This is a genomic window from Paraburkholderia atlantica, assembly GCF_009362785.1.
GTDB lineage: Bacteria > Pseudomonadota > Gammaproteobacteria > Burkholderiales > Burkholderiaceae > Paraburkholderia > Paraburkholderia atlantica.
The window spans coordinates 128636-155531 of record NZ_WHNQ01000013.1; the positions used below are offsets into that span (position 1 = coordinate 128636).

Below are 26896 nucleotides of genomic sequence, written 5' to 3' on the forward strand. Positions count from 1 at the left end.
TAGTTTTGAAATAGCAACAAAGAGGAATCTGATGAAAAAACAAGTGACGCAACTCATGATCGCGGTGGCCGGCCTGTCCGTCGCGCCGATGGTTTTTGCTCAAGCCGCACCGGGCACAGGTCAGGTAACGTTCAACGGCGAACTGATCGACGACACCTGCGTGATTAACGCTGGTGACGACGACAAGACGGTCACGCTGCCTACCCTGTCTACCCAGTCGCTGGTTGCAGCTGGCCAAACCGCCGGCTCCAGGATGTTCGAAATTTCGGTGTCACAGTGCCCGGCAACGCTGAGCAATGTCGCGGCGCATTTCGAGACCACGAACATGGACCCGGCTACGCGTAATGCCATCAATCAGGCTAGCACGTCGCCGGCTTCCAATGTCGAAGTGCAATTGCTTGACAGTGATGGCAACACGCCAATTCTTCTGGGTAGCACGGGTTCGTTCGTTCCTGTCGCGAGCAATGGCACCGCAACGATGAGCTACGGCGGCCGGTACTACGCAACGAACAAAACCACGGCCGGTAACGTGACGGCCGTTGTTCGCTACACGTTGGCATATCAGTAAGCCAGTCCAAGCCGAATGGCATCGGGTTGCGCTTCCTCTCTGAAGGCAACCCGAACTGACATTCCGCTTATCGGTCGCGTGGAGGAGCGAATGTCTTCAATGAAATTCTCTAGATATCTGGTTGCGGCCATAGCGTGCAGTGTCGCGTCGTTTGCTGCACAAGCTGCTATCACCATTACCGGTACGCGGGTTATTTATCCGGCGCAAAACCGTGAAGTCAACGTTCGTTTGAACAATGTTGAGAGCCGTCCGGTCCTGGTCCAAGCATGGCTGGACGATGGCGATGCGGCAGCTGCGCCGAATGAAATCAAGGTGCCGTTTACGTTGTTGCCAGCCGTTTTTCGGGTCGAACCTCACCGGGGTCAGGCGTTGCGCATCATGTTCGCGGGCGGCGACATGCCGGTTGATCGTGAAACAGTCTATTGGTTGAACGTTCTGGAAATTCCGCCGAAGCCTAAGGACGCTGATGACCGGAACATGATTCAGCTCGCGTTCCGTACGCGTATCAAGATGTTTTACCGGCCCACATCGTTGCTCGATGACCCAACGGCGGGACGAGCTCAACTGAAGTGGCATGTCGAGTCGGATGACAAAGGTCAGAGGGTCGTTCGTCTCGACAACCCATCGCCCTACTACATTTCCGTCGGCATGGCGGAAGTAGAGACGGCAGGCAAGAAAGTCGCTCTTTTGCCCACTATGGCACCTCCGTTCGGGCACGTTGATCTCCATCCACAAGAAGGAAAGCTGGATATCAAAGCTCCTGCCACGGTTTCCTACACAGTTCTGAATGACTTCGGCACTGCGATCAAGGACTCGGCGGTGGTGGTAGGAGTGCAAAGCGCGGAAGCGCAAAAGAATCAATAATTGGAATACGGGATGTCGGGCGTGCGGAATAGTAAGACGGCAGTTGAAAAAGCATTCGGTAATGTCCCGTTCCGGTTTCACCCGCTGGCGTGGGCGGCAATCGTAGCGTCGGGCTGGGTCTTTTCCGCGAACTCCGCGGTCGCCGCCTGTGCTCCGGATTCGGGCGGGGTGACGCCGCCCAGTGACTGCTCGGCGTCCGAGCTGCCGCAACAGGCAGTCGATGCCAACGGAGACGCCGCGCATACAGATACGTCATCTGACATGCCGGCATCGAATGCGCGCTCTGCGGAGACTCCGCAAGAAGTCGAGTTCAATCCCGCGTTCTTTACGGGCAACGTCGCCGATCTGTCGCGCTATTCGCGAGGTAATCCTGTTGCTCCGGGTGTTTATCCGGTCGAACTGCTCGTCAATGGTAAGAAGCGTGGACGCTTCGATGTCGTGTTTCAGGCGGTGCCGGACTCGGATATCGCAACGCCCTGCTTCACGACGTCTAGCCTGGACCGGGCTGGCGTAGATACCGAGCGCGTGATCCAGCGGTTAAAGGAAGCCGGAAAGGGGGACTTCGACGATACGGATGCGTCGTCGCAATGCGTGCCGCTGGCGGAAGCCGTACCAGGATCGCTTGCGTCGTTCAACACCGCCGATCTCCAACTCGATCTGTCGATTCCACAGATCGAACTGCGCAAGGAGGCTGCCGGTTATGTCGATCCGTCCCGTTGGGACAACGGGATCAACGCAGGCTTCGTGCAATACAGTCTCGCCAGCTATACGACTCACCAGAACAATGGGAGCGGAGACTTCAGCAGTGCCTACCTCGGTCTGCAAAGCGGATTCAACGTCAACGGCTGGCGTTTCCGGCAGTGGGCCACGGCAAGCTTGCAGAACCGGAGTCCCGACGCGCATTGGCAAAGTGTCGCGCTGTTCGCGCAGCACGATGTCACGGCGCTCAAGAGTCAATTGACGATCGGCGATAGCTCGACGAGCGGTGACGTCTTCGACTCGTTCAACGTACGTGGCGTACAGCTTTCGAGCGACGACCGCATGTTGCCGGATTCCATGCGCTCCTACGCACCGGTTGTGCGTGGCGTGGCCGATACCAATGCACGCATCATCGTCCGTCAGAACAACATCATCGTGGCCGAGACCAGCGTGCCGCCGGGACCATTTGAACTGAGCGACCTGCCGGCTACCGGTTATGGCGGCGACCTTCAGGTCACTATTGCAGAATCCGACGGCCGCCAGCGAACTTTTCTGGTGCCGTTTGCGTCCGTCCCGCAGTTGCTGCGGCCTGGTGTTTCACGTTTCAATCTGACGACCGGTGTCTATCGCGATACCGTGCTGAATAACCATCCGTGGGTGGCGCAGGCGGTTTATCAGCGCGGCCTGACAAACCTGTTGACCGGCTACACCGGTGCACAGTTTGCGGAAGGTTACTGGGCTGGCCTGGTGGGTGTAGCGCTCAATACGCCGCTCGGCGCATTCGCGTTTGACGTAACGGCGGCGGGAACGAATATTCCCGGCGTGTCCGGTGGTCGACCCGGCTACAGTACCCGGATCAGCTACAGCAAGCTTGTTCCAGGGCCGAACACAAATTTTTCGGTTGCGGCCTACCGCTACTCGACCGCACGCTTCTATAGCCTCCATGACGCGATGTACGCGAGGTATGGCTCGCGAGACATCACGGGTCAGTATGACTACCGTACGCGCAGCCGACTGCAACTGAACATCAATCAGCCAATCGGCGAGTCGAGCTCTTTTTATATCGCCGGCAGTTCGCAGAACTACTGGGGCGCGTCGAAGGGCTACGATCTGCAATATCAGGTTGGCTTCAACAGCGCGTACAAGCGGGTGTCCTACTCGCTGTATGCGCAACGCACGCGGCTGCAAAACTCGAAGATCAGCACGCAGGTGGGCTTGAACCTGACGATTCCGCTCGGTAAGGTCGACTCGAACGAGCATCGTATGTTCGACTATCTGACCACCAACGTTGCGCGCAGCTCGAACGGGGACAGCACGATCCAGGCCACTGCGTCGGGCAACACGACCGGAGCCACGCCGATCAACTACGGTGTCAATGCATCGCGGATCGTCGCCGGCGACAATCGAACTGTTTCCGCAGGCGGTTACGCGATGTATCGCGCGCCGTTCGGTACGTACAACCTCAATGCATCGATCAGCAATCAGACCCGTCAAGCCGCATTCAACGCCGACGGCGCGGTTGTCATTCACAGCGGCGGCGTCACGCTGAGCCCGCCACTCGGTCAGGCGTTCGCGCTCGTCGAAGCGAAAGGCGCAGAGGGTGGCCGGATTATCAATGGTCAGGGCGCGCGAATCGACGGCCACGGCTATGCGGTGGTGTCTTCGTTGACGCCATACCGGGTCAACACGGTCGCGCTCGATCCGAGCGACGTGCCGCTCGACGTTGAACTGGGCAACACGAGTGAAGAAGTCGTGCCGCGCGCGAATTCGCTGGTGAAGGTGAAGATTGCGACCACGCAGGGCACGCCTATCTTCGCCGAGGTCATGGATCGGGAAGGCAAAGCCATGCCGATGGGCGCCGAGGTGTTCGATGAATCCGAGAAGTCGGTGGGCATCGTCGGTCAGGGCGGTCTCGCGTATCTGCGCGGCCTCGAGCACGAAGGCAAGCTGCTGGTGCGCTGGGGCAACCGCGCAGCGGAGCAGTGCGTGATGCCATACATGGTGCCAGCCGACGACAAAGCGGACAGCAGCCCTCACGCGGGAATCGTTGCGCGCATCAAACTGAGCTGTGATCCAGCGCTTGTCTGGTCTGCGCCGGCGAAGCCCGTCGCGCGGCGTTCAGCGGGCGCGGCGCTGGTCAGTTCGCTTCGCTGAAAGGCGAAGGCCGATGCCCAGTCAGCTCCAGCGCTGCGGCTCAGATGATTCCGCCGACAGTGGAGGTCAGAAAATGAAAAATATTTGCAGATACTTTCGAATTGCCGGACCAACTGCCGGGTTGATTGCGAGTGCGCTGTTGGGATCAGTTTGCGTACATGCACAGGGATCGCCCTCGGTCACGCTCAACTTTAGTGGCACCTACAACGCGACGACGTGTTCGCTGGTCAGTTCGCCCGACATGACGGTCACATTGCCGAGGCTTTCGACGCAATCGCTGCCGAGAGCCGGAGTGGCGGATGGCTCAAAGGTCTTCACCATCACGATCCAATGCCCGACCGGCGAGACGGGTGCGCGCGTGTATTTCGAGAGCGGTTCGTCGACCGATCCCAATACGGGAAATCTGGACCTGCAAAACGCGGGCGGCACGACATCGGCAAAGAATGTACAGGTGATGCTAGCGAATGCGGACGGATCGCGGATCAAGGTCGGCGACCGATCCACGATGAAGGTCATTCCGATCACGTCCACTGATCCGACGCCGGTGGATTTCATTGCCAGCTACTACGCAACGGGTCGAGCCACGGCTGGCACTGTGAGTACATTCGTCACCTATGTCGTCGAAATGCCCTGAGGGTGACGGCGGGCATACACTTATATGATGTTTGATTCAACGGTCGCGCTGATGCGAGCGACAGCGTTGCATGCGGCACTGCTGTCCGACGGCGCGCAGATGCCGGCTATTCCTTTTTGGCGCGCGCGTTGTAGCACGTTGGTCGAGACGCTACAGCAGCAAATGCAGGATCGAAACTTTCCGGCAATGGATATCGAGGAAGTCAGTCTCGCCCAGTGTGTTCTGCTGGATGAACTGACGTTGCATGCATTGCCTTCCAACCAGCACGAAGAATGGTTGCGTGACACGTTGCAGAGGCGTTTTCATGGCGTGCGCGATGGTCCTGCATTGGTTTGGGAACGGATCGAAACGGTGGTGGATGGCGCCGGCCGGGATCTCGCCTGCCTCGAGTTCTACAGCATGTTGCTGGGGCTGGGCTTCGACGGCGGACGGAGAGACGCGAACGCATATCTGGAGCGTGCGAAATCGGCAGCGAATTCGCACAGATGTGACACCGCGGTGTTGTCCACATCCGACGTACCAGATACCGCCATGACATTGTCCAATTCGATTCGGCCATCGGACAGATCACGCATCCCACATTTACGCAGGACCGTCGCCGGATTCATTGCTGGCGCGATTGCCGTCGCGTCGCTATGGGCGGCGCTGGACCTTGGCCTGGACGCTGCGATACGTGGTCTACCTCAACCGTCGTCCCGGCAGAGTACGCAATGATTTCCCGAAACCGCTACCGACCGGCGCTGATCTGGATCGCTGTCTCCGTTGCTGGCCTGATATGGCTGGTTTTGCCGCTTGCTCTCCAACCGCCGTGGCCCGTTGTGCTTAGCCTTGTTCTGGTGACGGCGGTGGGCACGGCGGCTTTACCAGCCTACGGGCGATCGAAGCCGACCCACGAGGGCCAGCACGTTCAACTCGGGAACGTGCGTGAGTTATCGATTGTTCTTGTCGTCGGGCCGCATGCCGGTGCGTTGTTTGCACGCGATGGCCAGTCATCCACGCTGCGCCGTAACGGTGATGCGGTGTGGTTCCATGTCAGGTCCCCCGGGGAGCTGTCCAGCGTGCTGGCCACGGTGATGGAGTCGTATCAACGTCCGCCGGATGCCGTGTTGATACCCGTTGTTCCGGACGCTGAGTGCGACGACGCGGTGATTCGCCGCGAATATTCCCGCTGGAAGCATGAAATCGGCGCGAGCCTCGGTTTCCGGGCGTTCGCCTTACCCTGCTATATCGCGATCTATGCGTATCTCGGCGCGAGTGACGCCCACGCAGTGGAACCGGTCTGGTTCGGCGATGCAATTAATCCGCCGACGATGCAACCCGCGACCGCAACCGCGCGGCAACATCTGCAAGCACTCAGGCTACAGCTGGATCAGGCATGGCTCGATGTGGGAAGCCCGGAACGTGCGTCGCGTGCCGGTCTGGGGTATGGAGTGTTCGACTGGTTAGAAGATGCGGCGCTGCTATCGATACTTTCGTCGCTCGCGAACACCGCGCCGTTCTCGCTGCATGGCTTGCTGTTGGCCGATATCGGACACCCGCCGATGCGTCCCGGCGCCTGGTCGCGATGGCTAACCGGCAAAACCACGCTGCGGCCACCGCTGATGATGCCGAAGGCGCAACTGCAGCCGCAGCCGCTGTCTCTGCCTTTACTCACGACCATTGCGCGGGACGAAAGCTTTCAGGTCTCGAAGAGCGAGCGGGGCCGACCGTACTCCGCAATGCTGCACGCAGTGGCTGCGTCGGCCGTCGTCCTGATGGTATCGGTTGGTGTGTCAGCATGGTCGAACAGCAGGTTGGTCGCGCGAGTCGCCAACGACCTCGAGGTCTACACGCATCTACCCACAGCCCGCACGGATGCGAAGCGTGAGCGATTCGAATCGTTGCGCACCCATTCCGCCGAGCTCGCCCGCAATGCGAGCCCCAGTCTGCCGACCGGACTCGGCTGGGGACTGTATCGGGACAAGCAGTTGCAAGTCGCGCTTGAACGCGTGACCGCCACGTCGCATTCCCCATCGATTCCCGCGCATTCGCCGCCGCTCGCTATGACGATCGACAACTTCTTATTGTTCGACACCGGCAAGACGACGCTCAGGCCGGGTGCAGAGCCACGACTCAGAGGCGTTCTCGATCTGATTCGCGCGAATCCCGACAAGGTGATTCTCATCGCGGGTCACACTGACAACGTGGGTCCCAGCGTCGCGAATCAAAAGCTGTCCGAGGCACGCGCGCAGGCGATCCGCGATTGGTTCGTCAATACTGCTTCGCTGTCCGTCGCACGTTTCGCCATTCAGGGATATGGCGATACGCGGCCGATTGCCAGCAATGAAAGTCGTCAGGGTCGCGAAATGAATCGTCGCGTCGAAATATCCCTGATTCCCGATTCAGCCACGCACTAAAGGTACTCGCCGCGGGCATCTCTCCGGGTGCCTGCATTCGTGGCACGTCAAACCCCTCATTCGTTCTTGCAAACGAAACCGAATTTTGGGCAATCGCCCATATCGTCACGCTGCTTCGAGACATAACATCACCGGATAGCGGATTTCCTAAGTGAAAACGAGCGGTGCCACCGCTTCTTATTTTATTTGAGCGATAACCTCAGAGCACTATGTCGGCTTCCACCAGTTCTCAAAAATTCATCGCACGTAATCGTGCTCCCCGCGTCCAGATCGAATACGACGTCGAAATTTACGGTTCGGAAAAGAGAGTCGAACTCCCGTTCGTGATGGGCGTCCTCGCCGACTTGTCGGGCAAGCCGCTCGAACCGCTGCCCGCCGTCGGCGATCGTAAGTTCTTCAATATCGACATCGAGAACTTCGATGAACGAATGAAGGCCATGAAACCGCGGGTCGCGTTCGCGGTGCCCAACACGCTGACGAACGAAGGTCACCTGATGGTCGATATCACGTTCGAAAGCATGGAGGATTTCTCGCCCGCAGCCGTCGCGAAGAAGGTTGACGCGCTCGCGCAACTGCTCGAGGCGCGTACGCAACTCGCCAATCTGCAAACGTATATGGATGGCAAGAGTGGTGCGGAAAACCTGGTCAGCAAGGTGTTGAGAGACCCTGCGTTGCTCGAAGCACTCGCCAAGGCGCCGAAACCGGAAGCGGCTTCCACCGGCGAGCCGTTGACCAACGAATGAATTTAGCTTTCGGCATGAAAGCACAGCCTGAAACGATGGGGGAAATGATGGCCGAACTTCAAGCGAATACGCGCACCAAGGCAACCGCGAGCGTGACCAATCAGTCCGATTTCAACGCACTCCTGTCGCGCGAATTCAAGCCCAAAACGGAGCGCGCGCGCGAAGCTGTCGAGGGAGCTGTCCGGACGCTCGCTCAGCAGGCGCTGCTTACCTCGGCAACGGTGTCCGACGACGCGTATAAAAACATAGAGTCGATTATTGGGGAGATCGATCGCAAATTATCCGAACAGATCAACCTGATTCTCCACCATGAAAATTTTCAGAGTCTTGAAAGCGCATGGCGTGGACTTCATCACCTCGTAGCGAACACGGAAACGGATGAGAAGCTGAAGATCCGCTTCATGGATGTGTCGAAAGACGACCTGCGGCGCACAATGAAGCGCTATAAAGGGATTGCGTGGGACCAGAGTCCGTTCTTCAAGCAAATCTACGAGGAAGAGTACGGGCAGTTGGGTGGCGAGCCGTATGGCTGTCTCGTCGCCGACTACTACTTCGATCACACACCCGCCGATGTCGACCTGCTGGGCTCGATTGCCAAGGTGGCGGCAGCATCGCATGCGCCGTTCATTACCGGCGCAGCGCCGTCCGTGCTGCAGATGGACTCGTGGCAGGAACTCGCGAACCCGCGCGACCTGACGAAAATCTTTACGCAAAACCTCGAGTACGCGCCTTGGAACTCGCTGCGTAGTTCCGAAGACGCGCGCTATATCGGCCTTGCGATGCCGCGTTTCCTTGCGCGTCTGCCATATGGCGTCAAGACGAATCCAGTCGACGAATTCAATTTCGAAGAGGCGACCGACGGCGCGGATCATCAACGCTATGTATGGTCCAACGCCGCCTACGCGATGGCGGTCAACATCAACCGTTCGTTCAAGAACTACGGCTGGTGCACGCTGATTCGCGGCGTGGAAAGCGGTGGTGTAGTCGAAAACCTGCCGTGTCACACGTTCCCAACGGATGACGGCGGCATCGACATGAAGTGCCCGACGGAGATCGCGATCTCAGACCGCCGTGAAGCGGAATTGTCCAAGAGTGGCTTCATACCGCTCATTCACCGCAAGAATACGGACTACGCGGCGTTCATCGGCGCGCAATCGTTGCAGAAACCGGTCGAGTACCACGATCCGGACGCAACGGCGAACGCGAATCTATCGGCGCGTCTTCCGTATTTGTTCGCGTGCTCGCGCTTCGCGCATTACCTGAAGTGCATCGTGCGCGACAAGGTCGGCGCATTCAAGGAGCGCGACGAAATGCAGCAGTGGCTCAATGAATGGGTCATGAACTACGTCGACGCTGATCCCGCGAATTCGTCCCAGGAAACCAAGGCACGTCGACCGCTGGCCGCCGCCGAAGTGGTCGTCGAGGACGTCGAGGGAAATCCGGGATATTACCAGGCGAAATTCTTCCTGCGTCCGCATTTCCAGCTCGAAGGTCTGACGGTTTCTTTGCGTCTCGTCGCGAAGCTGCCGGTCGTGAAGGAAGCCGCCTGATCTGGCGTCCACTGCTTATGCGGTGATTGAGCGACGGACAGGCGCTCACTAAATATGCCTGACTTTCATTGAGCAACTTAAAACTAACGTGTACCAAGGAGTACTTTTATGGCGCAAGACATCTTTCTCAAGATTAACGGGATTGATGGTGAGTCGGCGGACGCTAACCACAAGGACGAAATCGATGTTCTGAGCTGGGGGTGGGGCGTTACGCAGCAATCGAATATGCACGTTGGTTCCGGCGGTGGCGCCGGCCGAGCAACGGTCGAAGACTTCACCTTCGAGCATTTCATCGATCGTGCAACGCCCAATCTGACTCAATACTGCCTGACCGGTAAGCACATCGACGAGGCGAAGCTGGTCGTGCGTAAGGCCGGGGGTAATCCGCTCGAGTACATCAAATTCACGATGCACGACGTGCTGGTTACCTCGGTGCATCCCTCCGGTGTCAGCGACAGCGAATCGCGTCCGCGCGAATCAGTGCGTCTGTCCTTTGCTCGTCTGAAGCAGGAGTATGTGGTGCAGAACGCGCAAGGCGGTAGCGGTGGTGCGATTACGGCGACCTTCGATATCAAGAAGAACACCGCGTAAAGTCGCACATTTTCCTGAATCCTGGCACCACCACTCTGTTGTCCGGTGAACTGTGTCAAGGCTGTTAGCCGGGGTGCCGGGCTGGATGCAGGCATCCTGGTTCATTCAGGGCGAAGTGCGAGATCACCTTGATACCGTCAGATGGTTTCGATCTTTTTTTCCCGCTTCGCGATATGGCTGCGTATCGGGGGCTGGCTAGCCCTGAGCGGGGCAAGCGCATGGCTGTCCGGGTGCGCTAGCGTGCCGGCTCCTGTTATCAAGGAGCGAACGACCCTCCGGCTTCAGATCGCGGCAAACGAGAACGTCAACCCGAACGAGTGGGGAACGGCGGCGCCGATCCTCGTGCGGGTTTACGAACTGAAGTCGCCGACGGCGTTTCAAACCGCCGACTTTTTCACGCTGCAAAGCGACGACAAAAAAATCCTTGGCGACGACGCGCTGGTCGTCGACGAATTCATTCTGCGTCCCGGCGACACACGCGAGATCGTCCGCAAGTCGAACCCCGCCACTACCGCAATTGGCGTGCTGGCCGGCTACCGGGATCTCGGGAAATCAGTCTGGCGCGCGGTGTACCGATTGCCAGTCGCGCCCGACGCCGCATGGTACAGGATGGCTCTTCCAGACAAGGAACAGAAGCTGACGATCCAGCTTGACCAGCGCACTGTTTCGATTTCAAAGTCAGAGTAATTTCGATGAGTTGGTATAGCAAAGTTGTTTGGAGCGAAGGACTATTCCTGCGCCCACAATTGTTTCAGCAGCAGGAACGGTATTTCGAGTCGTTCGCGCATCGCCGCAGTGCGCCGCTGAGCCCGTTTTTCTGGGGCTTCAGCCGTTATGAAATCGATCAGGAATCGCTCGGGTTCGGCAAGCTGGTATTCAAGAGCGGGCTGGGCGTATTTCCAGACGGCACGCCGTTCGAGGTGCCGGGTCTGACGCAGCCTCCGCCCCCACTGACGATCGGCGCGGAACATCAGGAGCAGGTGATCTACCTGGCGATCCCGCTGCGCTTGCCCAATACCGAGGAAACCGCCTTCACCGAGCAAAGCGGCTCGCTCGCCCGTTACCATGCGTACGACACGGAACTGCGCGACAGCAATGCGATCGGCCAAGGCCCGAAGCCCGTCCAACTGTCGAATCTGCGCTTGCGGCTGTTGCCCGAGAAAGAGCTGACGCAGTCCTGGATCGGTGTTGCGCTGACGCGCGTTAAGGCGCTACACGCCGACGGCGCGGTGTCGCTGCACAGCACCGACCACATTCCGCCCGTGACCGGTTACGGCGCGAATCCATTGCTGCGCGAATGGGCGATGCAGCTGCACGGCCTCGCGCGGCTACGTGCCGACGCGCTCGCCGCTCGTCTGTCAGGTGCCGATGGCCGTTCGGGCGCGGCGGCCGAAGCGGCCGACTATCTGCTGCTCCAGGTGCTCAATCGCTATGAGCCGCTGCTCGAACATATTTGCCAACTCGAGGAGACGGCGCCGGTCAACCTGTATCGCGAGCTCGCGCTTTTTGCCGGCGAGCTTTCGACCTTCGTGCGTCCGCAAACGCGTCGTCCGCGGCCGGCTCCAGGCTATGACCACGCGCAGCTCTACCGCAGTATCAGGCCGCTCGTCGAGGAGGTTCACTATCTGTTGAACCAGGTGTTGATTCGCGGTGCGCAGCCGATTGCGCTTACGGAGCAGGCGCACGGCATCCGTACGGCCGCCATGTTGCCGAACGAACTTGCAGGCTATTCGAGCCTCGTGCTCGCGGTGGGCGCGCAGATGCCTGCCGAATTGCTGCAGCAGCAGTTTCTTGCCCAAACGAAGATCAGCCATCCGCAGCGCTTGCCGGAATTGATCCGTTCACACCTGCCGGGTCTGACAATGGCGGCGCTGCCGGTTCCTCCGCGCCAGATTCCGTTCAACTCGGGCTTTATCTATTTCGAACTGTCGCGTACCGGACCGTTCTGGGAACAGATTGCACGTCACGGAGGGCTTGCCATGCATGTCGCCGGACACTTCCCGGAACTCAAGCTTGAACTGTGGGGTGTGCGTCAAAAATGAGTACCGGCGCTTACGGGGATGATGCGTTCGACTTTCTGCTGACCCCCGCCAACTCCGCTTCTGGCCAGAGCCAGCCGTCTGCATTGCCCGCTGGGCGTCCCGCAACCGCGGCCGTCACCGATCAGGAGCCGGTCGTCGATGCGGCCGCCTTCGATCCGCCGGAAGACGTACAGACGCGTCTCGAGCGCATGAAGACCGCGCGCAATCCGTTGCGTGAAGCCGCGCAGCCTTTGTTGCGCATGCTGGCGGACATGCCGGCTTCGCTCGATTCGTTGGCTTCGGTCGCGAGCTTGCGCTCGCTGCTGGTGCGTGAGGTCGCCGCATTCCAGAAAGTCTGCGACAAAGCGGGTTTGCCGTGGAAACACGTGGCGGCTGTTCGCTACGCACTGTGCACCGCGCTCGACGAAGCGGCCAACCGCACGCGTTGGGGGAGTGGTGGAATTTGGGCCGCGCGGGGGCTGTTGCTGAAGTTCGAGGGAGAAGTGGACGGCGGCGAGAAGTTCTTCCTGCTGATCGGCCGCATGGCAACCGACCCGCAGGAGTACATCGACGTCCTCGAGGTGCTGTATCGCATTCTCAGCCTTGGATTCGAAGGACGCTACAGCGTTGCGGCAGACGGTCCACGTCATCTGGAGCAGATCCGGCAGCGGATGCTGACTCTCATCAGCGGCACGCGGGACACGTTGCGGCTCGAACTGTCGCCGCATTGGCGCGGCGAGGAGCCGGGCAGGATGCGGTTGCTGAAAAGCGTGCCGGTTTGGGCGACTGCGGGCGTCGCTGCGCTATGTGTGTTCTCGCTGTTCGCCTGGTACGAGTATCGGCTTCTGGCGCAAGGCAATGCGCTGCAAGCGAAGATTCTGGCGATCGGAGTGCCGATCAAGGTCGCGGCTCCGGTCGTTCACGAGCGCTTGCGCCTGTCGATTCTGCTGAAGGATGAGATTGCTCGGGGCCAGGTCCTGGTCGAAGAGAACGGCAGCAGCAGCCGGGTCGTGTTCCGTGGCGACTACGTGTTTCTTCCGGGGCAAAGCCGCATTCGCCTGGAACTGGACCCGGTGCTGAGCAGGGTGGCGCAGGAGGTCGCGCGGGTCGGCGGCAAAGTCACGGTGACCGGGCACACAGACAACCAGCCGATTCATACGGCGGAGTTTCCCGACAACCTGGTGTTATCGGAAAAACGCGCGGCGTTCGTCGCCGACGTATTGAAAGCGCACGGAGTGCCCGCTATTCGCATCGTTGCCATCGGCAAGGGCGATACACAACCTGTCGCCGACAACACTACAGCGGAAGGTCGTTCCCGCAATCGACGCGTGGAAGTCTTCGTCACGCATTAACGGGAAAGCCTTGATGTCTTATTTGAACCGCTTATCGAAACTTGTGCTGACGCGCCAGACGCTGGTGCTCGCCGCGATCCTCGTGGCGGCTGCGGCCGTCTGGTTCGTGGGGCCTCTGATCGCATTTGGAGACTACCGGCCGCTCGATAGCGTGCTCTCGCGCACGCTGTCAGTCGTCGTGCTGTTGTTGCTGCTGCTGTTCTGGCTGCTCGGCTGGTCGCCGGGCGTCATCGGCGTCGCGTTGCTGTGTGTCGCGCTCTGGTATTTCGGACCGATACTCGCGTTCGGCGAAACGCATCCGCTCGGCACCACATGGTCCCGTGTGCTGCTGATCTCGGTGCTGCTTGCCTGCTATGCAATCTATCAGCTGTACCGCCTGTGGCGGGCAGTGCGCAGCGACGACGTGCTGCTGCAGCGCGTCCTGAATCCGTTCACGAAGAAGTCGGCGGCGACCCCAGTTGCACGAGACGAAATTCGCGCGCTTCACGCGGTCGTCGCGAAGGCGATCGACAAGCTCAAACGCATGCGCGGCGGGCCGGCGGGGCTGCGTCGCCTGCTCGAAAGCCAGCGCTATCTGTACGAACTTCCGTGGTACATGGTGGTGGGCTCGCCGGGTGCGGGCAAGACGACGTTGATCCTGAATTCGGGTCTGGATTTTCCGGAGGCGGAGCAAATGGCCGCGGCGTCGCTTGGAAGCCGCGTCGAAACGGAGAATTGCGACTGGTGGCTCGCGAACGAGGCGGTGCTGATCGATACCGCTGGCCGTTATACGGTTCAGGACGCCGCATCGCATGACGCCGCGAAGGTCGACGTCAAACCGGAAGACCTGAAGACCGCGAACGAGGCCGAATGGCGCGGCTTTCTTGGGCTGCTTCGCAAGCGGCGCCCGCGCGCGCCGATCAACGGTGCGTTGCTGGCCGTTTCGGTCGAAGAGTTGTTGACGCGCCCAGCGTCAGAACGAAAGGCGCTCGCCGCGTCGATGCGCGCGCGGCTTGGCGAGTTGCGCCAGCAGTTGGGGATTCGATTCCCGGTTTACGTACTCGTCACGAAGCTCGATCTGCTGCCCGGCTTCGGCGAGTATTTCCAGTCGTTGACGGCGGAAAGTCGCGCGCAGATTTTCGGCTTCACACTGCCTTATCGGGAAGAGCCGGAACAACACGGCCGCGGCACACTGCGCCTGACCTGCGCGGCCGAGATGCGAGAACTGGAGCAGGGACTCGAAGACGGCATCAACACCAGGCTGCAAGGGGTGTACGAGGTCGATCTGCGCAAGAAGCTTTATGCGCTGCCGTCCGAATTTCGTAGCGTGTGCGCGGAACTCAATGAATTGCTCGCGCTGGTGTTTCTCGATTCGAAATACGACGACACGCAGTTGAACAGCACATTGCGCGGCGTCTATTTCACGAGCGCGGCGCAGACTCACGAGGCCGTGTCCGCCGACAGCACCACACTGTTGCAGCGGCTGCGTCGCGGGCTCGCGGGTTTGTTCGGCGCCGCGCCGAAAACCGTCTCGCCGTCGTCCGGCGACGCTACGCCTACCGCCTATCGCGGCTACTTCTTGCGCAATCTGTTTCAGCGCGTGATCCTGGCCGAAGCGCATCTGGTGCGGCCGAACCTGTACTGGGAGATCCGCTTCCGCGCGTTGCGTCTGGTCGGGCATCTGCTCGCGATCATCATCGCGGTGTGGCTGATTGCTGCGCTCGTCGTGAGCTTCGGCAATAACCGCGAGTATCTTGCTGCGATCGACGGCAAGACCGATGGGCTCGCCGCACGGGTCTCGTCGCAACGCAAGGCGCCGCGGCCCGGGGCGATGGGGTCGATACTGTCAGCGTCGCGTGAGCTGCCGCAGTTCGACGGCATCGACCTCGACAGTCCCGGTCTCGCATGGCGCTACGGGCTGTACACGGTGCCCGCCATCAGCGCCGCCGCCGGCGAGACCTACGACGGTCTGCTAAAGCAGATGCTGCTGCCGCAAGTCATCGGCCGGCTCGAAACGGTGCTCGATACGCAAATCGGCGCACAGGACGCGGACGGCGTTTATCGCACGCTGACGGTCTACCTGATGCTGTTCGATCGCTCGCACTACGACGCGAAAGCAATCAAGGCATGGGTGCTCGGCGACTGGGAGCACACCAACAGCGTCGCACCGCTCGGCGAGCGCAGCGTGATGGCGCGACACCTCGACGCGCTGATCGGAGAAGGGGTCCCCGCGGCGCCGGCAAAACCTGTGAATGCGCAGCTGGTGCGTCGCGCGCGCGAGTTCCTTGGCCGCAATCCGGCGTCCGGACGGCTCTACGAACGTGCGATGAACGCCATGGCGCCGGAGGCGCCCGAGAACGTCACGCTGCTGAGCGCCGCGGGTCCGCAGGCCACTACCGTGTTCATGCTGGCCGACGGCTCGGCGCTCGCGCGAGGCATCCCCGGTCTCTATACCTACGACGGCTATCACGCGGTGTTCAACCAGCGCCTGCCCGAATTTCTCGAGCGGGCGCGCAAACAGGACGCGTGGGTGATGGGCGAGGCCGATGCATCGGCGCGGTGGCGGCAGATGGCCAACGGCAACGCACTGCGCAAGGACAGGCTCGCCGACGATATCCGTCGCCAGTACCTGACCGACTATGGCAACTACTGGAGCCAGTTTCTCGACGACGTGAGGCCGGTGTCCGGCAGCGACGGCACGCTGGCGCCCGATCTGCAGACGCTGCGCACACTGGCCGCGCCGGATTCGCCATTGGCGAGACTCGCGCGAACGGCCGCGCGCGAGACGTCGCTGTCGGTCGCTGACGGCGCGGACGAGCCGTCGGCCGCGGGGAGTGCCATCAACGTGATAACGCGTCGCTCGCAGGTTGCGCGCGCCGCGAGCGCCGTGGCCGCAACCGCCACCATCGGTCAGCTTGCGCAGCGGAAGATGGAACGTGAACTGGTCGACCGACGCTTTGCCGCGCTGCGCGAAGTCGTGACCGGCCAGGCCGATAGCGGGAGCGCGCTGCCTGGCGGCAGCGGCGTGCTGCAGCTGGGCGGCGTCATCGGGCTGATCAACGAGCAGTACACGCGATTGATGACGGCCGGCGACGTGCTCGCCACCAACAGCATGCCGCCTACGGACGACCTCGGCTCCACGATGCAGCTCGAGGCGCAGAAGCTTCCGCCGCCGTTTCGGGCCGTGCTCGTGGGCCTCGCGTCGCAGTCGATGCGCAAGGTGGACCGCAACGTCGGCTCCCTGCTGACGATGCAGGTCGAATCGAGCGTTGGCGCGCAATGCCGCAGCGCTGTCGAAGGCAAATATCCGTTCGTCGCGAGCGTCCAGGAAGTCGACATCGACGATTTCAACCGCGTGTTTGCGGCAGGCGGCCTGCTCGACGACTTCTTCCACACGACGCTCGCGAGCCGTGTCGATACGAGCATACGGCCGTGGCGCTATAAGCCGGTCAGCCCCGGCATGCCGCCCATGCAGGGACCGAGCCTCGATCCGTTCGAGCGCGCCGCGGCGATCCGCCAGACATTTTTTCGCGATCCGAGCGCGACCCGGATGTCGTGGAACGCGGGCCTGAAAGTCGTGTCGCTGGACCCCGAGATTACCGATCTGCTCATCGACGTCGACGGGCAAAACCTGCGCTATGCGCACGGTCCGGTCGCGACATTCCCGATCACATGGCCGGGGCCGCGCGGTGGCTCGATGGCCGGCCTCACCGCGAATCCGCGCGTGCGTCCGGACACGTCGACCGTGATGACCGCGGGTCCGTGGGCGCTGTTCCGTCTGATCGACCGGGGTCGTGTGACGTCGACGTTGTCATCGAGCCGCTCGGCAGTGGACTTCAATTTCGACGACCGGCACGCGGTGATCGAACTGACGTCGGGCGGACAGTCGGGACCGCAACTGACGGCGTTGCTGCGGGGTTTTCGTTGTCCTGGCAGTGGAAGCGCGCTGGCAACGCGAGCGGAAGCGTCGTCAGGCTCCGCATCCGCCGACGAGCTGTAGCGCCTTTTCGATAAAGAGAACTCAGAGGAGTGCATGTCAAGTAATCCCTTGAACGCGATAAGTGTGCAACGCCGCGCAGTGACCGTATCCAGCGCGGCGATACCGCGGTGGCCGGCTCAGAGCGCGGACGGACTGACGCAGCCGGCGCTGCAGTTCATGTCTCTGGAGGGCGACGAGTCTCTCGGCAAGCTGTTCGAATACGAGCTGTTGTTGCGCACGCCCGACGATTACACGGTGCCGCTTGCCGTCAGTGCCAACCTCGACCTGAAGGCGCTGCTGGGCAAGGAAATGACCGTCGCGATCGACCTCGAGCCGAGTGCCGATCCCGAAGCGGCTCAGCGTGAAATCACCGGACTCGTCGCCGCCGCGCAATATCTGCGTCGGGAAGGCCGCTACAACGTCTATCGTGTCGTGCTGAAGCCCTGGCTGTGGCTGGCCACCCTGACGACCGACTACAAGATTTTCCAGAACAAGACGGTCATCGAGATCATCGACGAAGTTCTGAAAGACTATCCGTACCCGGTCGAAAAGCGCGTCGACGTGAGCCGCTATGCGCTCGAGGGTGAGAGTCCGACCAACGAGCCACGCGCGTTCCAGGTCCAGTACGGCGAGACCGACTACCACTTCATTCAACGTCTGATGGAGGAGTGGGGCATCTACTGGTTTTTCGAGCATGCCGACGGCAAGCACCGGCTCGTGCTGTGCGATCACATTGGCGCGCATCGTCAGTCGCCGAACTCCGCATACCGGACGCTCGCGTTCCAACCGCAGAACGGCAAGACCGACACCGAATACATCAGCGCATTTTCGACGGCCGAAGTTTTGTGCACCGGTCACTACGTGACGAGCGACTTCGACTTCACGCGTTCGCGCGCCGACATGCGAGCGATCAATCAGCAGCCGCGCGACACCAGCTGGAACCTGCTCGAGCGCTACGACTGGCCGGGCGACTACACCGACAGCAGCCACGGGGAACTGCTCGCGCGTACGCGCATGGAAGCGCTGCGCGCGACGGGCACGCGAGCGCAAGGCAAAGGTAACGTGCGTGGGCTCGCGTGCGGGCAGACGTTCGTGCTGACCCACTACGACTATACGGCCGCGAACTGCGAATACCTGGTGATCGGTACGGAACTGCACCTGAGCGGCACGCCGGATGAATCGGGAAGCGGCTACGAGTACACATGCAGCAACAAGTTCGCCGTGCAGCCGACAAGCGAAGTGTTCAGACTGCCACGGGAGACGTCGAAGCCGATCGTCAGCGGGCCGCAGTCGGCTGTCGTCGTGGGTCCAGAGGGCAAGGAATTGTGGACCGACGAATTCGGTCGCGTGAAGGTCCGCTTCGCCTGGGACCGCTACGGCCGCAATGTCGAAACCGACTCCTGCTGGGTCCGTGTGAGCCAGGCGTGGGCCGGTCAGGGTTTCGGTGGCATCTTCATTCCGCGCATCGGCCAGGAAGTCATCGTCGATTTCTGGAACGGCGACCCGGATCGTCCGCTGATCACCGGGAGCCTGTACAACACGGTCACGCGTCCGCCTTATGCGTTGCCTGGCAACGCGACGCAAAGCGGTTTCATGAGCCGGTCGATGGAAGGGGGCTTACAGAACTACAACAGCATTCGCTTCGAGGACAAAGCGGGTGCCGAGGAATTCACGGTGCAGGCGGAGCGGGACATGAACCGCCTGACGAAGCTCAACGAATCGCACGTGGTCGGTGCCGACTACACGATCGGCGTGGCCGCGGCGCACAGCATGAACGTTGGGGCAACTTCCAGTACGGTCGTTGGCGGCAAGTATTCGGTGAGGGTGAAGGATGGTGCCTTCTATTCCGTGGATCTTGGACAGTTCGTCTCGATCGGCGGGCTCGAGGAGACTGCGGTCGGGGGTGCCTCGACTCTGACGGTGGGCGGGGCACGTACGGTCACGGTCGGTGGCGCGTCGACGCACGCGGTAGGCGGGGCCTATTCGCTGTCGGCTGGAGGGGTGCTGTCTATCGTGTGCGGCAAGTCCTCCCTGACGATGAACAAGGATGGCGAGATCAAGCTGATCGGCAAGTCGATTCGCATCCAGGGTGACACCCGTGTCGTGGTGCAAGGCATGCCGCTGGACCTCAACCCCGGTGACATGGAATGCGGTAGCGCAGTGACAGTGCCGGTTCCGGTAGTGGTGCTTGATGCGCTGGACGTTCCAATTATTTCGCCGCCGCCTTCGGAGGAGCCACTTCCGACGGTAGATCCGCTTCCGACGGAGGAACCGCCGCCTTCGGAGGAGCCACCGCCGTCGGAAGAGCCGCCGCCGTCGGAAGAGCCACCGCCTTCGGAGGAGCCGCCGCCGTCGGAAGAGCCACCGCCGTCAGAAGAGCCACCGCCGTCGGAGGAGCCACCGCCGTCAGAAGAGCCACCGCCTTCGGAAGAGCCGCCGCCTTCGGAAGAGCCGCCGCCTTCGGAAGAACCGCCGCCTTCGGAGGAGCCGCCGCCTTCGGAAGAGCCGCCGCCTTCGGAGGAGCCACCACCGTCGGAGGAGCCGCCGCCGTCGGAAGAGCCGCCGCCTTCGGAGGAGCCGCCGCCGTCGGAAGAGCCGCCGCCTTCGGAGGAGCCACCGCCGTCGGAAGAGCCGCCGCCGTCGGAGGAGCCGCCGCCGTCGGAAGAGCCGCCGCCGTCGGAAGAGCCGCCGCCGTCGGAGGAGCCACCGCCGTCGGAAGAGCCACCGCCTTCGGAGGAGCCGCCGCCTTCGGAAGAGCCGCCGCCTTCGGAGGAGCCGCCGCCGTCGGAAGAGCCGCCGCATTCGGAGGAGCCACCGCCGTCGGAAGAGCCGCCGCCGTCGGAGGAGCCGCCGCCGTCGGAAGAGCCGCCGCCGTCGGAAGAGCCACCACCGTCGGAAGAGCCGCCGCCGTCGGAGGAGCCACCACCGTCGGAAGAACCGCCGCCGTCGGAAGAGCCACCACCGTCGGAAGAGCCATCGCCGTCGGAGGAGCCGCCGCCGTCGGAAGAGCCACCACCGTCGGAAGAGCCACCACCGTCGGAAGAGCCATCGCCGTCGGAGGAGCCGCCGCCGTCGGAAGAGCCACCACCGTCGGAAGAGCCGCCGCCGTCGGAGGAGCCACCACCGTCGGAAGAACCGCCGCCGCCGACTGAAACACCGCCGGCAACCGGCACAGACGCGTAACAACGTATTTGCAATACCGTGCACCCGGCGAATGCCTTCGCGCATCGCCCTGCACGGTCTTGCAGTTTTTCATGAGGAGAAAATCGATCATGTTTCCAGCGGCTCGCAAAGGCGATGCGATCGGACATGGCGGTTCGATCGCTGGGGGTTCCCCAACGGTTTTCATCAATCGATTGCCTGCGGCGCTCGTCGGCATCAGCTCTGCCGTTTGCGCGCTGCACCCGGGTTCGCAAGCTGTGGTCGCGGGTTCGGGGACGGTGTTGATCAACAACGTGCCGGCGACATTGGTTGGCGGCAAGGTCTCGTGTGGCGCGCCGTGTTCCGCTGGCTCGCCAGACGTGCGCATCGGTTCATGATGACGATGGTGGCCACGTGACGACGGGACTCGCGGGCATCGGCGGCGAGCTGCTCGGACTGCCCGGCGTCGTATTGCCCGTCGCCAGTGTCGGACCGTTGCTCGATCGCTGTGAGCGGCTCGGCGACCTGGTTGACTGCTTTCGGATGCGTCGGGCGTTATCGGGCATTCTGTGCGGCTCGGTCGATGTGATCAGCGGCAGCAAAATCTGCCTGCCTGCCGACGAAACCGACTTCAGTCTGCCAGGCCGTCTTCCGCTAGCATGGTCGCGTTGTTATTCGAGCGTGCAGCACGCGCTCGGGCTGCTCGGCGTCGGTTGGCGCACGAACTGGGAAGTCACGCTGCATAAGCGAGACGATCAACTGCTCTACACGGACGAATACGGCAGCACGCTCAGCGTGCCGTTTCCCGAGCATGGGACGCAGGTGATTGCGGCGGCGGCGCAATTGCACATCGCGCATCTGAGCGACGGACGCCTCGTCGTTGCGGATCTGACGCCGCATTACCGCGTGTTCGGCGATTTCGACGCGAACGGAATCGCTCGGCTCAAATATGTCGAGGATCTGCGTCAGCAGCGGATCGGCTTGATCTGGGACTCCGACGGGCGCTTGCTGCGCATGCGCGGGACCTGTGGCCACGAGCTGCGCATGCACTACGAAGCGCGGATGGGAGCGCGTTTGAGCGCTGTCGAGTGTGTCGACGGCGGTCCTACCGGCGCGCTGGTCCAGTACGGCTACAGCCAGCATGGCGAACTCACCGAGGTGCGCAACCGGGTCGGCGAAATCGTGCGTCGCTTTGCGTACCGCGATAGGCGGATCGTCGAAGAAGCAGACGCGCTCGGCATGGTGACACGCTACGTATGGCAGACGATCGGCGGCGCCGCGCGCGTGGTTCGACGACTCACGTCGGAAGGCGCGCGTGAGCGCTTCGCCTACGACTTCGATAGCAAGGCCAGTGAGGTCAGCGATGTCTTCGGCAACGCGGCGCATTGGCAATACGACGAGCAGGGCCGCGTGCTGTCGCACACGGACTTCGACGGCCGACGCTACCAGTTCGGCTACGGCGACGCCGTCGCGCCGCTCACCCTGCACCTGCCCGGCGAGCGGGTGGTTCGCGTCGAATACGACGCGCTCGGACGGGTCGCGTGTGAGACGGACCCGCAGGGCGCCACCCGCTCGACGCAGTATGCGTTTGCGTCACGTGAGCCTGTGTCGGTCGCGCTAAGCGATGGCCGGGCGCGGATGTGGGCACGCAACGATCGCCTGCAGCCATTGCACTATCAAACCCCGTCGGGAGAATTGACGCGTTTCGAATATGGCGACGATGGCGATGTCGTGCGCTCGACGGATGCGCAGGGGGGCGCCACGACCTTCGCCCATAACGCGTGTGGGCAGGTGACACGTCGCACAGGAATCGGCGGGAGCACGACGCGCTATGAGTACGACGTCAATGGTTACGTCGTCAGCGTGACCGACGCGCTCGGCGCCGTCACGCGAATCGAGCGCGATGGCCTCGGCCGGCCGTTGACCATCACGCGTCCGGACGGACAGGCGGAACGTCATGTGTGGAATGCTGCTGGCCAGCGCACGTCGTTCGTTGGCCCGAGCGGCCGAAGCCGGCATTGGTATCGAGACCGGCGCGGCAATGTCGTACGCGCGGTCGACGAAGAGGGGCACGTGATCGTGCGTCGGTACGATGCGCATGGGCGTCCGGTTCGAATCGAAAGCGCGAACGGCGCGGTGCAGGTGCTTCGGTGGAATGCGAGCAGTTGCCTGTCGATCACGGACGCCGATGGCGTGGAACGTAGCTTCGAGTATGCAGCTAGCGGCCAGGTCCGTTGTCTCACGTGGAAGGCGGGCGACCAACAGCGTTGCGAAACCTTCGACTACGACCGCGCGGGCCGTCTGATTCAGCGTGATACCGCGCATAACCGCTATCTGTATCACTACGGGCCACGCGGATTGCTCGACTGCGTGAGTCGCGAACCGACACCGGAAGGCGAGCTACTCGGTATCGGAGCGGATGAGATCCGCTTCGAACACGACGCCGGTGGCCGTCTGATCGCCGAGCACGGCGCAAACGGCACACTGCGTTACACGTACGACGCCGCTGGCCGTGTTGTCGCGATCCAGCTGCCGCAGGGGCAGGAGTTGCGTATGCGCCGCTTCGAAACCGGCGACATCGCGTTCATCGAACTGGACGAACGGCAGATTGGGCGTTTCTGGTATGACGCGATGAGGCGTCCGGTTGCGCGCACGCAAGGTCGCTTGCGCACGCATACGGGCTTTTCGCCGCTCGGCTTGCCGATGTGGTGGCGCTCGGTGACGGGGCCCGACGTGGAGACGCCTGGCTTCGCGACAGAACCTGTCACCGAATTGTGGCGGGAAGCCGATTACAGTCCCGCTGACCTGATCGTCAGGACGGCCGGCGAGGGCGACGGTCAGACGTGGTACGACTACGACCGGCGTGGCTGTCTGTTGCGCTCGGTGTCGGATAAAGGGGACATCGAATATTTCACGTGGGATGCCGCTGGCAATCTGCTCGATACGCCTGGCGGAAGCTGGTTCCCCGCCGTATATCCGGACCACCGGTTACGGGAAAGCCGCGGACATCGTTACGACCATGATGTGTGGGGACAATTGGTGCGTAGAAGTGGCCGCGACCATGCGCTATCGCTTGATTGGGATGCGGAGGGGCGCGTCATTGCCGCGCATCGCCACGGCTATACCGTGCGCTATCAGTACGACGCAATCGGTCGGCGTATCGCCAAGCGTGTCGAATCCACTGTGCCACGGAGTGCGCAGCAGCTATCGATGCCGGAGCGCGACGAGGTCACGCGTTTTTTGTGGCAAGGACACAGACTGATCCAGCAGCACCGCGCGATGGAACTGCGCACCTACCTATATCAACCAGAACCCGACGGCTCAACCGGCTTCGCGCCGCTCGCCTTAGTGGACCGGACTCTCACCCCTGATGGCGCGATCAAAAGCACGCAGGTCTATCACTATCACACTGACGTCGCCGGTACGGCCGTCGCGCTCACGGACGAGACTGGCCGGGTCGTATGGCGTGGGCGTTATCGTGCGTGGGGCAGTCTCGTGACGCCGGAGTGGCAAAGCAGCGACGCGTTTGCGCAGCCCCTTCGCTATGCCGGCCAATATGCGGACGATGAAACCACGCTGTATTACAACGGTGCGCGCTTCTATGATCCTCACGCGGGCCGCTACATCAGTCCCGATCGCAACGGCGAAGCTGGAGCCAGCCCGTATTGCTACGCGCCGAATCCGCTGATGTGGTGCAATCCTCTTGGCCGCGCGACGCCGGAAGCGTCTCCGTGCGTCGTCGTCGCGGACGCGTCATGCGTCGATGGCGCGTCGGACTCGGCTCAATACGTTGCCGGCGTCGTCGAACAACTGCACGACGTAACTGGCTGGGACCCGGCCAAGTTCTGATTCGAAAGTCACATGGAAGTCGAGCCAGTCGTTTTTCCGGTATCGGGAAAGACCACTGGCGTCGACGGTTTCGCGGCGTAGCTCCGTCTCGCCGTTATCGTAGATCACGACGGCGACCGAGGTCGCGGCCGGCAGCGCGTGCTCGACGCCGGGCGTGCCCAAATGCCTATCGAATCCATTCCGATGTACGCACACGCGGACGTCGTTTGCACGCAGCAGAGAGGCTTTCCATGTCGCTTCGTCGGGACGCTGAGAGCCCGGGGGGGGGCGGATCGTCATTCAATACCGACTGTTGAACTCCGCGCCACTTGAAGCTGATGCCAGCGTAGGCCTCGTAATCGGCGAGCGTTCGTTCGGCTCCGAGTCCGTACTTGCCGAACTCGACGTCAGCCAGAGCTTGTTCGTCGATACCGAGCAGTGCACGATTGCGCTGCAATGAGCGTTCGTTGCGCTCGTGCCAAGGCTCATCGATTTCACCCCGTTCCTTGGCCTCGTGGCTGTGGTCGTTCCACATCTTGACGCGGTAGGAACGCAGATATTCGTGCCACCCGATCAGCCTGTGCGGACTATACAGGTCATAGCCGTGGGTGAACGCTCGGACGGCAAGCGAAATCTCCTCGCCATGAAAGAAATAGTCCGGATCGTGCTGGACCACTTCGGCAAAGTGACCGTCGGCAAATGCGAAGTGCGCGCTGAAGAAGCGCGAACGGACGGGACGAACCCGGGTTCTCCAGTTGGAAAGTGTCTTCGAGCGGAACAGGACGACCCCTTCCTTGGAAAACCTCGCATAAGCCAATATCCTCGGCTCGTCGCTCGATCGAGCATCGTCGTTTTCGGGGTCGTACATCGGAAGGTAAGCGGTCAGCACCGGTTTCGGGCTTTCATCGCGTAGCGACTCCAGCATCTCGATTGCGAGCGTGTCCCATCCTTCGACGAAGCGGTGGTGCGAGTCGAGTTGCAGCGTGTAGCGCTCACCGCCGTATCGCTGCTGGACCAGATTGCGGGCCCAGCATGCGCCCTGCGTCATCATGTGGGGGACGTCGATCAATTCGATTTTCGCTTCACGATGACTGAGATGGTGAACGGTCCAGTTGTCGGCCTGCTCGGCTCGCCATTTGCCAAAGCCCTGCTGCCAGAACTGGATCATCGTTTCGTCGTGCGCATGCTGCCAGCAGACGATGATCCGCAGCAGATCCGGCCTGCTAGCTTTGTCGATCAAATCCAGCAGGGTGGGGATCAACTGCGGGTCGCGATAGCTCGCGATTTGCACGAAGATCGAGTTCGGCGGTGTGACGGGTATCTCGGTCATGCTAGTTGCTTCTGGTAGACGTTTGCCGTTGCTAGTCGGTTTAAAGAATCGTCATCGTGACTGTTGCAGTTGCCTGGATCTTGCCGGCGGTTGGCGTCGCTGTGCCGACGCGCAGCACGGTCGCCTCGAGTGCGAACGGCGATTGCATCGCGCCCCGCGGTGCGTGGACGAGGGTGCTCGACGGATCGTTGGGCCGGAAAACTGTTTTGCTTGCAACGTCCCGCAAACGAATTGCGAGATGCGTCGCGCCGGTGTTCTTCAACATGCTGCGATCTTCTGTATCGGGGGTTCCCGAAAGTGCGGCGGTAATTGAAGCCGGTGGCGTGGGACCGGTGCAGAGCACCGTAAAGTCGACTGGCTGGGTCGGCCCGCTCGTGGTCGACACATCGCTTGGGCCGAACGTGCCGAAATCGATGTTCAGTGTGCTGGTATTGACCGAGCAACTTGGAAGAACCTTGACGTTGATGCTGCCGCCTGTGATCGTCACGACCCGACTGCCATCACCATCGGCAATGCCGGTTCCCAGGGTGTTGAACATCACGTCGACGTTGCTCGCGATGTCGCCGGTTTTGACCAGTTCGATCCGGAATTGCGAGCCAATGCCGAAGCGACCATAGATCACCTGATTGGGCTCGCCGGCTGCAAAGGATGGTGTAAACGGAAGTGGCGAATTCGTGCCGCTCGCGCGAAGGTAGGTCACACGAAAGCCGATTCCGGCAACGTTGGTGTTATAGACCCCTGACACCATGGACGGCGTTGCATTGAAATAGCCGAATGTGACCGTGCCTCCGTTGGTGCAGTCCGCGAAGTTCGCATAGGTGGCGTACGCCGGCGACAAGCCCGTAGCGATCACCGAGCCGACCGGTAAGCCCGGATCGATCGATACCGAGCTTTCCTGAAACGGTATGTTGACCGCGATTGGATGCCCTGCGATGTAGCCTTGAGACAGCAGTTCGGAAATTTGCGCAGGCTTCAACTGAGTGCAGATCGCGAACGCGAAATGGGGCATCGCGAAGCAAACCAGGATAAAAAATTGAACGAGTCTTTTCATGTGAGCTTGTTGGTTG

General features: G+C 61.6%; 18 protein-coding genes. 16 read left to right on the forward strand and 2 right to left on the reverse strand.

Annotated features, from left to right (window positions below; genetic code table 11):
- Positions 1 to 31 precede the first annotated feature (31 nt).
- The 16 genes from GCT19_RS19935 to GCT19_RS20010 all read left to right on the forward strand — a co-directional run bounded on the left by GCT19_RS19935 (position 32) and on the right by GCT19_RS20010 (position 24520).
- Positions 32 to 568 carry a fimbrial protein gene (locus tag GCT19_RS19935; RefSeq protein WP_018433648.1) on the forward strand — a complete coding sequence of 179 codons (537 nt, stop codon included), beginning with the start codon at positions 32 to 34 and terminating at the stop codon, positions 566 to 568.
- A 99-nt stretch (positions 569 to 667) separates the two neighbouring features.
- Positions 668 to 1432, forward strand: coding sequence for a fimbria/pilus periplasmic chaperone (locus GCT19_RS19940; RefSeq protein WP_018433647.1), 765 nt, complete (start codon positions 668 to 670; stop codon positions 1430 to 1432).
- Between the two features lie 261 nt (positions 1433 to 1693).
- Complete coding sequence (locus GCT19_RS19945) at positions 1694 to 4285, forward strand: fimbria/pilus outer membrane usher protein (protein ID WP_227749292.1); 2592 nt, start codon at positions 1694 to 1696, stop codon at positions 4283 to 4285.
- 13 nt (positions 4286 to 4298) lie between these two features.
- The gene (locus tag GCT19_RS19950) at positions 4299 to 4919 is read left to right on the forward strand and encodes a fimbrial protein (RefSeq protein WP_227749293.1); all 621 of its coding nucleotides are present in this window, start codon (positions 4299 to 4301) and stop codon (positions 4917 to 4919) included.
- 24 nt (positions 4920 to 4943) lie between these two features.
- Positions 4944 to 5633 carry a DotU family type IV/VI secretion system protein gene (locus GCT19_RS19955; protein ID WP_152852890.1) on the forward strand — a complete coding sequence of 230 codons (690 nt, stop codon included), beginning with the start codon at positions 4944 to 4946 and terminating at the stop codon, positions 5631 to 5633.
- Positions 5555 to 7315: an OmpA family protein gene (locus GCT19_RS19960; protein ID WP_227749294.1), complete on the forward strand. Its 1761-nt coding sequence runs from the start codon at positions 5555 to 5557 to the stop codon at positions 7313 to 7315. The genes GCT19_RS19955 and GCT19_RS19960 overlap by 79 nt, the downstream gene beginning before the upstream one ends.
- Positions 7316 to 7524: 209 nt before the next feature.
- Positions 7525 to 8058, forward strand: coding sequence for a type VI secretion system contractile sheath small subunit (tssB, locus tag GCT19_RS19965; RefSeq protein WP_152852891.1), 534 nt, complete (start codon positions 7525 to 7527; stop codon positions 8056 to 8058).
- A gap of 44 nt (positions 8059 to 8102) precedes the next feature.
- Entirely contained in the window at positions 8103 to 9608 is a 1506-nt protein-coding gene (tssC, locus tag GCT19_RS19970) for a type VI secretion system contractile sheath large subunit (protein WP_408582389.1), read from the forward strand.
- 108 nt (positions 9609 to 9716) lie between these two features.
- A complete protein-coding gene (locus GCT19_RS19975) occupies positions 9717 to 10199 on the forward strand; it encodes an Hcp family type VI secretion system effector (protein WP_018433640.1) in 483 nt (160 codons plus the stop codon).
- 141 nt (positions 10200 to 10340) lie between these two features.
- Positions 10341 to 10886: a type VI secretion system lipoprotein TssJ gene (gene tssJ, locus GCT19_RS19980; protein WP_152852892.1), complete on the forward strand. Its 546-nt coding sequence runs from the start codon at positions 10341 to 10343 to the stop codon at positions 10884 to 10886.
- A gap of 5 nt (positions 10887 to 10891) precedes the next feature.
- On the forward strand, positions 10892 to 12241 hold the full coding sequence (gene tssK, locus GCT19_RS19985; RefSeq protein WP_026228315.1) for a type VI secretion system baseplate subunit TssK: 1350 nt from the start codon (positions 10892 to 10894) through the stop codon (positions 12239 to 12241).
- Positions 12238 to 13572, forward strand: a complete 1335-nt coding sequence (gene tssL, locus GCT19_RS19990; protein ID WP_152852893.1) for a type VI secretion system protein TssL, long form — start codon at positions 12238 to 12240, stop codon at positions 13570 to 13572. The genes tssK and tssL overlap by 4 nt, the downstream gene beginning before the upstream one ends.
- 13 nt (positions 13573 to 13585) lie before the next feature.
- Positions 13586 to 17551: a type VI secretion system membrane subunit TssM gene (tssM, locus tag GCT19_RS19995; protein ID WP_152852894.1), complete on the forward strand. Its 3966-nt coding sequence runs from the start codon at positions 13586 to 13588 to the stop codon at positions 17549 to 17551.
- A 33-nt stretch (positions 17552 to 17584) separates the two neighbouring features.
- Positions 17585 to 20713, forward strand: coding sequence for a type VI secretion system Vgr family protein (locus GCT19_RS20000; RefSeq protein WP_152852895.1), 3129 nt, complete (start codon positions 17585 to 17587; stop codon positions 20711 to 20713).
- An 89-nt stretch (positions 20714 to 20802) separates the two neighbouring features.
- The gene (locus tag GCT19_RS20005) at positions 20803 to 21069 is read left to right on the forward strand and encodes a PAAR domain-containing protein (protein ID WP_013093893.1); all 267 of its coding nucleotides are present in this window, start codon (positions 20803 to 20805) and stop codon (positions 21067 to 21069) included.
- 16 nt (positions 21070 to 21085) lie between these two features.
- Positions 21086 to 24520, forward strand: a complete 3435-nt coding sequence (locus tag GCT19_RS20010) for an RHS repeat-associated core domain-containing protein (RefSeq protein ID WP_321576837.1) — start codon at positions 21086 to 21088, stop codon at positions 24518 to 24520.
- Positions 24521 to 24686: 166 nt separating this feature from the next.
- On the opposite strand, the gene GCT19_RS20015 is transcribed toward GCT19_RS20010, so the two are convergent.
- Together GCT19_RS20015 and GCT19_RS20020 are read right to left on the reverse strand one after the other, a co-directional pair.
- Positions 24687 to 25790, reverse strand: a complete 1104-nt coding sequence (locus tag GCT19_RS20015) for a GlcNAc-transferase family protein (protein WP_321576838.1) — start codon at positions 25788 to 25790, stop codon at positions 24687 to 24689.
- Positions 25791 to 25869: 79 nt separating this feature from the next.
- Positions 25870 to 26880, reverse strand: coding sequence for a fimbrial protein (locus tag GCT19_RS20020; protein WP_018434818.1), 1011 nt, complete (start codon positions 26878 to 26880; stop codon positions 25870 to 25872).
- Positions 26881 to 26896 lie beyond the last annotated feature (16 nt).

Coding starts and splice junctions, on each gene's coding strand:
- GCT19_RS19940 (WP_018433647.1), top strand. CDS start 668: ATGAAATTCTCTAGATATCTGGTTGCGGCCATAGCGTGCAGTGTCGCG.
- tssL (WP_152852893.1), top strand. CDS start 12,238: ATGAGTACCGGCGCTTACGGGGATGATGCGTTCGACTTTCTGCTGACC.
- GCT19_RS20000 (WP_152852895.1), top strand. CDS start 17,585: ATGTCAAGTAATCCCTTGAACGCGATAAGTGTGCAACGCCGCGCAGTG.
- GCT19_RS20020 (WP_018434818.1), bottom strand. CDS start 26,880: ATGAAAAGACTCGTTCAATTTTTTATCCTGGTTTGCTTCGCGATGCCC.
- tssJ (WP_152852892.1), top strand. CDS start 10,341: ATGGTTTCGATCTTTTTTTCCCGCTTCGCGATATGGCTGCGTATCGGG.
- tssB (WP_152852891.1), top strand. CDS start 7,525: ATGTCGGCTTCCACCAGTTCTCAAAAATTCATCGCACGTAATCGTGCT.
- GCT19_RS19945 (WP_227749292.1), top strand. CDS start 1,694: ATGCCGGCATCGAATGCGCGCTCTGCGGAGACTCCGCAAGAAGTCGAG.
- GCT19_RS19975 (WP_018433640.1), top strand. CDS start 9,717: ATGGCGCAAGACATCTTTCTCAAGATTAACGGGATTGATGGTGAGTCG.
- GCT19_RS20005 (WP_013093893.1), top strand. CDS start 20,803: ATGTTTCCAGCGGCTCGCAAAGGCGATGCGATCGGACATGGCGGTTCG.
- tssM (WP_152852894.1), top strand. CDS start 13,586: ATGTCTTATTTGAACCGCTTATCGAAACTTGTGCTGACGCGCCAGACG.
- GCT19_RS19935 (WP_018433648.1), top strand. CDS start 32: ATGAAAAAACAAGTGACGCAACTCATGATCGCGGTGGCCGGCCTGTCC.
- tssK (WP_026228315.1), top strand. CDS start 10,892: ATGAGTTGGTATAGCAAAGTTGTTTGGAGCGAAGGACTATTCCTGCGC.
- GCT19_RS19960 (WP_227749294.1), top strand. CDS start 5,555: ATGGGCGGCGCTGGACCTTGGCCTGGACGCTGCGATACGTGGTCTACC.
- GCT19_RS19955 (WP_152852890.1), top strand. CDS start 4,944: ATGATGTTTGATTCAACGGTCGCGCTGATGCGAGCGACAGCGTTGCAT.
- tssC (WP_408582389.1), top strand. CDS start 8,103: ATGATGGCCGAACTTCAAGCGAATACGCGCACCAAGGCAACCGCGAGC.
- GCT19_RS19950 (WP_227749293.1), top strand. CDS start 4,299: ATGCCCAGTCAGCTCCAGCGCTGCGGCTCAGATGATTCCGCCGACAGT.